The organism is Dyella sp., from assembly GCF_035508675.1.
Taxonomy (GTDB): Bacteria; Pseudomonadota; Gammaproteobacteria; order Xanthomonadales; family Rhodanobacteraceae; genus Dyella_B.
Map to the genome: position 1 here is coordinate 1 of NZ_DATJMN010000395.1, position 10325 is coordinate 10325.

Here is a 10325-nt window from a genome sequence, read left to right on the forward strand (position 1 = left end):
AAAACCTTTATACCTGGCATGGCAACAAGATCCGACCTTGGTGAAAAACCAGTAGGAAGCGGAGTTCCCCCAACATTTCGACGGGAACCCGAAGGGAAAGGGCTGATCTTCTTTGCTAACTAAGCGGGCATCCGCTCTGTAAACGGCGACTCAACGACATTCCTGCCTAATCACCCGACCCTTAGCTGTAGATGACGATCGCCACTGACAGGCCAGAAGTAGCCACGCTTCATCTGACTTTTGGTGACGCCGGCGCTGCCGCAATGCTTCGAACTTAAGCTCACGGCGCGATCCCTCGTAGGTTGGCGGTGAGCGCAGCGAACCCCAACATCGCGATCCATGTGCATGGCGACGTTGGGGTTGGCATACGCTCACCACCGAAAGAGTAACTCTTACTTCTTGTTGCTCACCGGCTGCCACTTGGAGGGGTCGAAGCCGCCCACTTCAAAGAGCACTTCCTGCTTATCGCCATCGTGCGTGGTGACCGTCATGGTGATGCGCTTGGCTTTTTCCATGGCGACGATGAACGGCTTGTCGTCGCGGATGAAGATCGCCGGCTCGTTGCCGGTCGTCGGCAGGAAGGCACTGATGGGGTGCGACTTGTCGTCGAACTGGGCCGGGATCATGCAATTGCCTTTGCATGCGAAGCCGTGTCCGGTACCGAACAGGAACACGCTCTCGCCCCATTTGGTATGACGGCGCAGCACCAGCCGTATCGCGTGATCGCCGCTCGGGCGCGTGCTGTAGATGCTGGCGGTGGACTGGGTGCCCCCTTCCATCGGGCCGACCTGATAGCTCCATAGCGCAGCCAATCGGCGTTTTTCGGCGGATGCCTTGGCGCGCTGCTCTACCTCAGGCAAGGTCTGCTGGACCTGCTTGGCGGCGTCGCTGGCCGGGAACTGCTGCACGATCGCCTCGCCGATCCCCGCAGCCAATTCGTCATTCTTCTGCTGCATGGCCTGCTGATAGGTCTGCAGTTGCCGGTTCGCCTCCGCGGCCATCTGCTGCGCCTGGGCCTTGGCGGCCTCCTGCGGCGACGGGGTGTTTTGATCCTGCTGCGAACAGGCGGCAAGCAGCAGCCAGCTACAGGCGGTGGTCGCAATAAGAACGTGGCGAAGCGGCAAACGAGTCATCGTGGCAATTCCAGCGAAGAGAGGTGCCTAGCTTGAAACGAGCGCCCGGCAGGATGCAACCTACGCCGTTGCGGACTGGCCAAACCGTTCCCGCAACGCCGCACGATAACGCCGGCTGCATGGAATGGTCGTGCCATCACGCATCAACAGACGCGCATCGCCCGTATCCAGCGGCTCGATTTCGGCCAGGAAGTCGAGGTTGATCACGTAGCTGCGGTGCACGCGCACGAAACGTTGCGCATCCAGCCGCGCTTCGATCCCGGCCATGGTGGCGCGCAAGGGGTAGTCGCGGCCGCGCACGCGCAGGTTGACATAATTGCCGGCGGCCTGCAGCGACTCGATCTCGCGCGCGCAAAGCAGGAATTCCTTGCCGAGCTTGCGCACCAGGAAGCGCTCAGGTTGTTCGACCGGTTCCACCGGCGGCCCTACGTCGGGCGCCGCCAGAAGGCTCGCCTCGCCCTGGAAGCGCACCACCCAGAGCCGATACAAACCGATGCACACCAGAATCCAGAAATACGAGCGGATGTCCTTGAGGTATTCGTAGCGGAAATCCGGCAGCCAGCGGCCCACGACGTAATGCTGGCCGACCACGGCATACACGAGCTTGCGCAGCGCCACCATGCCGGCCACGTGCAGCACGCTGAAGATCACGCTATAGCCCAGGTGCCTGGGCAGATTCCTGTACCAGGTTTCGAAGCGGATCGGCCAGCGCCGCGAGGTCCAAACCAGCGCGGGGATCAGCGCCATCATCACGAGCCCGCTGCTGGCCTCCCATGTCCACGGCTGCCAGCGCGGAAAATCCGGGTGGTCCATCACCGAGTCCATGGCGTTGAGCACGATATTGACGGCGAAGAACAGCGGCCAGAAGGCGATCTCGAAGGATCGTCGCCAGCGCTGGAAGCTATCGAAGGTAAAACCGTGGTGGGTCCCCATAGGTGGATTATCGCTGGAACAAGGGCATGAACGACGTATCGCTTTGCGGGATTGCCGCGGCCTCCGATAATGCCGCTTCCAGACAAGGACCCCGCATGTCATCCAAGCCCGCGCCAGGTTCGGCCGACTCCCTGTTCAACCACCACGCCTATATCGCCTTCTGGTGCGCCCGCACCGCCTCCAGCTTCGGCTTCCAGATGCTTTCCGTGGCGGTGGGCTGGCAAATCTACGCGATCACCGGCCGCGCGTTCGATCTCGGGCTGATCGGCCTGGTGCAGTTCTTTCCATCGGTATTGCTGGCATTGCCGGCGGGCCATCTGGCCGATCAGTTCGACCGGCGGCGCATCGTGCTGCTCGGCCAGATCGTGGAGTGGATCGCCATCGTGCTGTTGACCGCACTGACCCTGCTGCACGCCATCAACGAGGCGGGCATCCTGCTGCTGATCTTCGTCATCAGCACGGCCAAGGCGTTCGAATCGCCGTCGATGCAATCCATGGTGCCGGCCCTGGTGCCGCCGGCCCTGCTGCCGCGTGCGATGGCGGTGAACGGCTCGGCGATGCAAGCGGCGATGATCATGGGGCCGGCGCTTGGCGGCTTGCTGTACGTCGCCGGTCCCGGCGTGGTGTACGCCGTGGCGGCGGTGTTGTACCTGGTATCCACCGTCATGGTGTCGCAGCTGCGCTACGAACACGCGCCGCCGAAACGCGAACCGGCCACGCTCAAGACGCTCTTCGCCGGCGTGCATTTCATCCGCGAACGCAAGGATGTGCTCGGCGTGATTTCGTTGGATCTGTTCGCCGTGCTGCTGGGCGGCGCGACCGCGTTGCTGCCGATTTTCGCCAAGGACATCCTGCACACCGGACCATGGGGCCTAGGCTTGCTGCGTGCCGCACCCGCCGTGGGCGCCCTGCTGATGTCGTTCTGGCTGGCGCACCGGAGCATGGAGCGCAACGTGGGCAAGATCATGTTCGCATCCGTGGCCGGCTTCGGCGCGGCAACGCTGGTGTTCGCGTTGTCCAAGCTGCTGTGGCTGTCACTGCTGGCCTTGTTCGCACTTGGCGCGTTCGACATGGTGAGCATGGTGATTCGCGGCTCGCTGGTGCAGCTGGATACGCCCGATGCCATGCGCGGACGGGTCAGCGCGGTGAATGCGATTTTCATCAACACGTCCAACCAGTTGGGCGAGTTCGAATCCGGCATGGTGGCCGCCTGGCTGGGCGCCGTCGGATCGGCCGTGGTCGGCGGTATTGGCACGCTGGTCGTGGTCGGGCTGTGGATGGCGCTGTTCCCAACCCTGCGACGCCGGCAGCGGTTGCATAGGGAAGCCTCGTCGGCGTGAATCTTCGCGCCGCTGGCCTATCGCTACCCCAACCCTGATATCAAAAGCCTGCAAAAGTGAGCCAGATCAAGGGCTGCACGCCTACAATCGGTTAACGTCCCACTCACGTGAACGCTGGCAAGTTCAATAACCCCACCCGAACCATAAAAGGAAGATCGCCATGAGCAGGCAAGCCGACATCGAACGCCGACTCGACCACCTTGGCAACCGTGTGCGCGAGTATGCAGACGGTGCCGCCGATACCGCTGATAGCTTGCTTTCCCGCGGCCGCCGCGCGGTCAGCAAGCTCAGCAGTGGTGACGCCCGTCGGCGCGTGGCACGCAAGGCCGAGGATCTTGCCGACGAGGCCAACTACCAGTACCGCCGCCTGCGTCGCCATGCGGGGCGGCATCCGGTGGCCACCGCCGCTATCGTGGTCGGCACCGTGGGCGCCCTGGCCCTGCTGTTTCGCGCATTGCGCAGCAGCGACGACGACTGATTCGCCGGCACATGCCCGGTTGCCTCGCAACGGGTGCATGTTGATAACCATCAACAAAAAGCCCGCCTTCCGGCGGGCTTTTTGCTTGCGGAACATGACATCCATCAAACCGTCAGCGGATTGGGCTTGTCCGGATCGAGCTTGTACTCGCGGATCGCACGCGCCACGTCCTTGGCGTTGACCTTGCCATCCTTCGCCAACGCCGCCAACGCGGCATGGGCGATCCAGTAGCGATCCACTTCGAAGAAGCCACGCAGGTGCTCGCGCGTATCCGAGCGGCCGAAGCCATCCGTACCCAGCACCGTGTAACGCATGCCGTCCGGCATGAAGGCGCGGATCTGGTCGGCGTATTCGCGCACGTAGTCGGTGGCTGCGATCGCCGGACCCTGGCGGCCCTGCAGCAAGCCGGTGACATACGGCACGCGCTGTTCGGCTTCCGGATGCAGGCGATTCCAGCGCTCGGCATCGAAGCCGTCGCGGCGCACTTCGATGAAGCTGGGCACGGACCAGATGTCGGCGCTGACGCCGAAATCCTTCTCCAGCAATTCGGCTGCCGCGATCACTTCGCGCAGGATGGTGCCCGAGCCGAGCAACTGCACCCGCGGCTCGCCCTTCTTCGGCTTGCCGGCATCCTTGAACAGGTACATACCCTTGATGATGCCTTCCTCGACGCCTTGCGGCAGATCGGGGTGGGCGTAGTTCTCGTTCATCACGGTGAGGTAGTAGTACACATCCTCCTGCTCCTGCAGCATGCGGCGCGTGCCGTCCTGCAGGATCACCGCCACTTCATACGAGAAGGTCGGGTCGTACGCGCGCACGTTGGGAATGGAGCCGGCCAACAGGTGCGAGTGGCCGTCTTCGTGCTGCAGGCCTTCGCCGTTGAGGGTGGTGCGGCCGGCGGTGCCGCCGATCAGGAAGCCGCGCGAACGCATGTCGCCGGCTGCCCAGGCCAGGTCGCCGATGCGCTGGAAGCCGAACATCGAGTAGTAGATGAAGAACGGCAGCATCGGCTGGTTGCTGATGCTGTAGCTGGTGGCCGCCGCCATCCAGGCGGCCATGCCGCCGGCCTCGGAGATGCCTTCCTGCAGCACCTGGCCTTTCTGGTCTTCGCGGTAGTACAGCAGTTGGTCGGCGTCCTGCGGGCGATACTTCTGGCCGAACGGCGCGTAGATGCCGATCTGGCGGAACATCCCTTCCATGCCGAAGGTGCGCGCTTCGTCGGCAACGATCGGCACCACGCGCGGGCCGATGGCCTTGTCGCGCAACAGCAGGTTCATGCCGCGCACCAGCGCCATGGTGGTGGAGATTTCGCGATCGCCGGTGCCCTTGGTGATCTGCTCAAAAGCGGAGAGTTCCGGCGCCGTGAGTTTCACGTCGCTATGGCGGCGACGCTGCGGCAGCGAACCGCCGAGCGCCTTGCGACGCTCTAGCATGTACTGCACTTCCGGCGAATCCTTGCCGGGGTGGTAATACGGCACCTCGGCCAGCTTGGCGTCCGGCACCGGGATATTGAAGCGATCGCGGAAGTGGCGCACGGCCTCGTCGTCCAGCTTTTTCTGCTGGTGCGTGGGGTTCTGCGATTCGCCAGCCGCGCCCATGCCGTAGCCCTTCACCGTCTTGGCGAGGATCACGGTGGGCATGCCCTTGGTGTTGACCGCCGCGTGATAGGCCGCGTACACCTTGTGCGGATCGTGGCCGCCGCGGTTCAAGCGCCAGATGTCGTCGTCGCTGAGGTTGGCGACCATCTCGCGCGTCTCCGGATACTTGCCGAAGAAATGCTCGCGCGTATACGCGCCGCCGAAAGCCTTGCACGCCTGGTATTCGCCGTCGATGGTTTCCATCATCAGCTTGCGCAGCACGCCGTTCTTGTCGCGTGCCAGGAGCGGATCCCAGTAGCTGCCCCAGATCACCTTGATGGCGTTCCAGCCGGCGCCGCGGAACACGCCTTCCAGTTCCTGGATGATCTTGCCGTTGCCGCGCACCGGACCGTCCAGACGCTGCAGGTTGCAGTTGATGACGAAGACGAGGTTGTCCAGGCCTTCGCGGCCGGCCAGCGAAATGGCGCCGAGCGATTCGGGCTCGTCGCATTCGCCGTCGCCCATGAAGCACCAGATCTTGCGGTCGGTCTTCGGCATCAGGCCGCGGTTTTCCAGGTACTTCCAGAACTGCGCCTGGTAGATCGCCTGGATCGGGCCCAGGCCCATCGACACCGTGGGCACCTGCCAGTAATCGGGCATCAGCCACGGGTGCGGGTACGAGGACAGGCCGCGGCCAGCCCCAAGCACTTCCATGCGGAACAGGTCGAGCTGCTCCTCGCTGATGCGGCCTTCGAGGAAGGAGCGCGCATAGATGCCGGGGCTGGAGTGGCCCTGGTGGAACACCAGGTCGCCGGGATGATCGGCGCTCGGCGCACGCCAGAAGTGGTTGAAGCCGACGTCATAAAGCGTGGCCGACGAGGCGAAGCTGGCGATATGGCCGCCCAGTTCACCTGGCTTGCGGTTGGCGCGCACCACGGTCGCCATGGCATTCCAGCGGATCAACGTGCGGATGCGCCACTCCATCGCGGCATCGCCGGACATCTTCGCTTCCAGATGTGGCGGGATGGTGTTGACGTATTCGGTGGTGGGATCGAACGGCAAATAGCCACCCGAACGACGCGTCGAGTCGACCAGCCGCTCCAGCAGGAAGTGTGCGCGTTCGGTGCCTTCGCGATCGATGACGGCGCTGAGCGATTCGACCCATTCCTGGGTTTCGGTGGGGTCGAGGTCCTGATGGAGAATGTCGTCGAGCTGATCCATGAAACGTCTCCGCGGCGCCGTGCGCCGCCTTGCGGTGGGTGTGCGTCGCGGGGAAGCGACGAAGCCGAGGCAGGCATCGATCCGGCAGCCGGGCCGGCACGGAACAGGAGGGACCGCGTGGCATGTTCGCCGCAGGACGAGCTAACCGCTCGATTCTAGCCTTGGCGTGGCAGTCGCGCCAATTGTCGGACCATACATACGTATGCGAAGGGTTTGTGGCAGCGCACCATCGAGCACAGGTTAGCAGTGCGCCCCGGATCTGATCCGGGGTAAACCCCAACGTCGCCATGCACATCCCGCCGTTGGAGTTCGGCTGCGCCTCACTACCAACCTACGAGGACCCGCAGCAAACATCAGCTTCGCTCGCTTTGCGCCGCGCGAATCTGCGCATCGACCACGGCAATCGCCGTCATGTTCACCACGCGCCGCACCGTCGAGGTGGGTGTAAGGATGTGAGCAGGCTTGTCCACGCCCATCAGGATCGGGCCGACCGCCACGCCGTCGGTCATCACGCGCACCATGTTGTAAGCGATGTTGGCGGCGTCGAGATTGGGCATCACGAACAGGTTGGCACGCCCGTTCAGCGTGGTATTGGGGAACATCCGGCGGCGGATTTCCTCGTCCCACGCCGTGTCGCCCTGCATTTCGCCATCCATCTCCAGATCCGGTGCACGCTCGCGCAGGATCTTCCATACCTCGCGCATCTTCACCGCACTGGCGTTCTCGTGACTGCCGTAGTTGGAGTGCGACAGCAGCGCCACCTTCGGTTCGACACCAAACAGCTTAAGGCGATAGCTGGCCTGCAGCGTCGCATCGGCGATCTGCTCGGCAGGCGGGTCGCATTGCACGTGGGTATCGAGAAAGAACCAGGTGCCCTTGTCGTTGATCACGGCGGTCATCGCCGAGGTGCACTGCACGCCGGGATCGAGGCCGAACACGCTGCGAATGTAGCCGAGCTTCTTGTGGTAGCGCCCGACCAGGCCGCAGATCAGCGCGTCGGCTTCGCCGCGCTTGACCATCATCGAGGCGATCAGCGTGGGACGCGAACGCATCAGGTTCTTGGCCGCCGCCGGCGTCACACCGCGGCGTTCGGTCAGCGCGTGATATTGCTGCCAATAGTCGTTGAAGCGCGGATCATCGTTGATATTGGTGAGTTCGAAATCGACGCCGGTGCGCATCCGCAAACCCAGGCGCTCGATGCGCGTTTCGATCACATCCGGGCGACCGATCAAGATCGGATAGGCGAGCTTCTCATCGATCACCGTCTGCACCGCGCGCAGTACGGTTTCCTCTTCGCCCTCGGCATACACCACGCGCTTGCGATCGGCGCGCGCGCGCTCGTACACCGGCTTCATGATCAGGCCGGTGCGATAGATGAATTGGCTGAGCTTCTCGAGGTAGGCCTCCATATCCTCGATCGGCCGCGTGGCCACGCCGGAATCCATCGCCGCTTGCGCAACGGCAGGCGCCAGCATCACCAGCAGGCGCGGATCGAACGGACGCGGGATCAGGTACTCGGCGCCAAATGTCGGCGCTTCACCGCCGTAGGCGCCGGCAAGATCACCGGCCTCCATCTGCGCCAGCGCGGCGATCGCGCGCACGCACGCCAGTTTCATGGCTTCATTGATGCCGGTGGCGCCGACATCCAGCGCGCCGCGGAAGATGTACGGGAAGCACAGGGCGTTGTTGACTTGGTTCGGGTAGTCCGAGCGGCCGGTGGCGATGATGCAATCCGGACGCACCTGCTTGGCATCCTCCGGCAGGATTTCCGGATTGGGATTGGCCAGCGCTAGGATGATCGGCTGCTTGGCCATGCTCGCGACCATCTCCGGTTTCAAGATGCCGCCGGCCGACAAACCCAGGAAGATATCGGCGCCTTGCACGATCTCCGCCAGCGTGCGCGCCGTGGTATCGCGCGCATAACGCTGCTTGTCCGGGTCCATGTGGTCACGCCCGATATACAGCACGCCCTCGCGGTCGAACGCGGTGATGTGCTCCGGTTTCGCGCCCAGGGCCACCAGCATGTCCAGGCAGGCGATGCCCGCGGCGCCGGCGCCGGTGGTGGCGATCCTCACGTCCTCGATGTGCTTGCCGACGATCTTCAGCGCATTGGTCACCGCCGCCCCGACGATGATGGCGGTGCCATGCTGGTCGTCGTGGAACACCGGAATCTTCATTCGTTCGCGCAGCTTGCGCTCGACGATGAAGCATTCCGGCGCCTTGATGTCTTCCAGGTTGATGCCGCCGAAGGTGGGCTCCATGGCGGCGATGATGTCGACCAGCTTGTCCGGATCGCGCTCGTTGAGTTCGATGTCGAACACGTCGATGCCGGCGAACTTCTGGAACAGCACGCCCTTGCCTTCCATCACCGGCTTGCCGGCCAGCGGGCCGATGTCGCCCAGGCCGAGCACGGCTGTGCCGTTGGTGATCACCGCCACCAGGTTGGAACGTGCGGTGTACTGGCTGGCGTTCTGCGGATTCTCGACGATCGCCTCACAGGCATAAGCCACGCCCGGCGAATACGCCAGCGACAGATCACGCTGTGTGAGCAGCGGCGTGGTCGGTGTGACCTTGATCTTGCCGGGGCGCGGCAGGCGGTGATACTCGAGGGCGGCTTGGCGGAAGTCGTCGGAATGAGCCATTGGATGATTCAACGCAAGAGGGACAGGGAGCCGCACGGCGGCATGCCTGGAATGGTAGCACCCGGCAACGACCACTACCGGGTACGTGGAGTAGTCAAAAGGTAGTAAACAGCGCACGTTTTGCGCAGCCGTCCATGCCAGCCTGTTCTTGATGCAATGCGGCACAAAAACATTGCCTTCGACGGCAGCGGCCTCGGATACTCGCTGTCATGTCCACACTGCAGCGACGTCCATGACCACACGCCTGGCCAAAATCATCTTGCCGCTCGTGCTGGCGGCGTTCGCTTTCATCGTGACGTTCGACAACATCGTCGACTACGACTCCAACTATCTGTTCGTGCAGCACGTGCTGTCGATGGACACGACCTTTCCCGGCAATGCGTTGATGGGCCGAGCCATCATCAGTCCCGTCATGTGGCAAGTGAGCTATTGGCTGATCATTGCGGCCGAAGGCGTTACCTGCCTGCTATTGCTCAGCGGGGTTGTTGTTCTATGGCGGGCGCGCCGTCAGCACGGCGCCAGCTTCAACGATGCAAAGAGCCTGGTCACCGCCGGATGCGTGATGGGCTTCCTGGTGTGGTTCTTCGGCTTCATGGTCGTTGGCGGCGAGTGGTTTGCCATGTGGCAATCGAAGACGTGGAACGGGCAGGAAGGTGCCTTCCGCTTTTACATGGCGATCCTGGGCGTGCTGATCTTCGTCAATCAGCCGGATCGCGATCTGGCATGAATGAACGGCTATAGACCCTGAAGTATCCCCGGCTTTTTTGCTTGCTATGCCTGCAAAAAGTGCCCACGTTTTCCCCAGTGTTATGGCAGAGCGAATCGTCATCACTACTGCCATCGTTGGCTGCCAGTGCCGGGCCAATTCTCATCGCCTAACTTCTCCAACACCTCGTCAAGCTTCGCGTTGATCGCTTCAAAGATGAAATAGAGTTCGGCGCGGCCGATGGTCATCACGCCGTGGCCGTTCTCGGCGTTGTCTTCGTTATAGGTGATGTGCG

General features: G+C 63.0%; 7 protein-coding genes. 3 read left to right on the forward strand and 4 right to left on the reverse strand.

Translation table 11 applies throughout. The annotated features are described in order from the left end of the window. Nucleotides 1-392 precede the first annotated feature (392 nt). A complete protein-coding gene (locus VMA74_RS21055; RefSeq protein ID WP_325370593.1) occupies nt 393-1133 on the reverse strand; it encodes a hypothetical protein in 741 nt (246 codons plus the stop codon). 60 nt (nt 1134-1193) lie between these two features. Continuing rightward, complete coding sequence (locus VMA74_RS21060; RefSeq protein ID WP_325370595.1) at nt 1194-2066, reverse strand: LytTR family DNA-binding domain-containing protein; 873 nt, start codon at nt 2064-2066, stop codon at nt 1194-1196. 95 nt (nt 2067-2161) lie between these two features. Between VMA74_RS21060 and VMA74_RS21065 the strand changes: the two genes are divergently transcribed. Both VMA74_RS21065 and VMA74_RS21070 read left to right on the forward strand, forming a co-directional pair. Beyond that, nucleotides 2162-3406 (forward strand): MFS transporter, encoded by a 1245-nt coding sequence (locus VMA74_RS21065; protein ID WP_325370597.1) that lies wholly within the window; start codon nt 2162-2164, stop codon nt 3404-3406. A 160-nt stretch (nt 3407-3566) separates the two neighbouring features. Then, on the forward strand, nt 3567-3884 hold the full coding sequence (locus VMA74_RS21070) for a hypothetical protein (RefSeq protein WP_325370599.1): 318 nt from the start codon (nt 3567-3569) through the stop codon (nt 3882-3884). A gap of 104 nt (nt 3885-3988) precedes the next feature. On the opposite strand, the gene aceE is transcribed toward VMA74_RS21070, so the two are convergent. After that, on the reverse strand, nt 3989-6682 hold the full coding sequence (aceE, locus tag VMA74_RS21075; protein ID WP_325370601.1) for a pyruvate dehydrogenase (acetyl-transferring), homodimeric type: 2694 nt from the start codon (nt 6680-6682) through the stop codon (nt 3989-3991). A gap of 353 nt (nt 6683-7035) precedes the next feature. Beyond that, a complete protein-coding gene (locus VMA74_RS21080) occupies nt 7036-9324 on the reverse strand; it encodes an NADP-dependent malic enzyme (protein ID WP_325370603.1) in 2289 nt (762 codons plus the stop codon). 232 nt (nt 9325-9556) lie between these two features. Here VMA74_RS21080 and VMA74_RS21085 point away from each other — a divergent pair, with 232 nt between their 5' ends. Continuing rightward, a complete protein-coding gene (locus VMA74_RS21085) occupies nt 9557-10051 on the forward strand; it encodes a DUF2165 domain-containing protein (protein ID WP_325370605.1) in 495 nt (164 codons plus the stop codon). Nucleotides 10052-10325: the final 274 nt, after the last annotated feature.

Coding starts and splice junctions, on each gene's coding strand:
- VMA74_RS21055 (WP_325370593.1), bottom strand. CDS start 1,133: ATGACTCGTTTGCCGCTTCGCCACGTTCTTATTGCGACCACCGCCTGT.
- VMA74_RS21060 (WP_325370595.1), bottom strand. CDS start 2,066: ATGGGGACCCACCACGGTTTTACCTTCGATAGCTTCCAGCGCTGGCGA.
- VMA74_RS21065 (WP_325370597.1), top strand. CDS start 2,162: ATGTCATCCAAGCCCGCGCCAGGTTCGGCCGACTCCCTGTTCAACCAC.
- VMA74_RS21070 (WP_325370599.1), top strand. CDS start 3,567: ATGAGCAGGCAAGCCGACATCGAACGCCGACTCGACCACCTTGGCAAC.
- aceE (WP_325370601.1), bottom strand. CDS start 6,682: ATGGATCAGCTCGACGACATTCTCCATCAGGACCTCGACCCCACCGAA.
- VMA74_RS21080 (WP_325370603.1), bottom strand. CDS start 9,324: ATGGCTCATTCCGACGACTTCCGCCAAGCCGCCCTCGAGTATCACCGC.
- VMA74_RS21085 (WP_325370605.1), top strand. CDS start 9,557: ATGACCACACGCCTGGCCAAAATCATCTTGCCGCTCGTGCTGGCGGCG.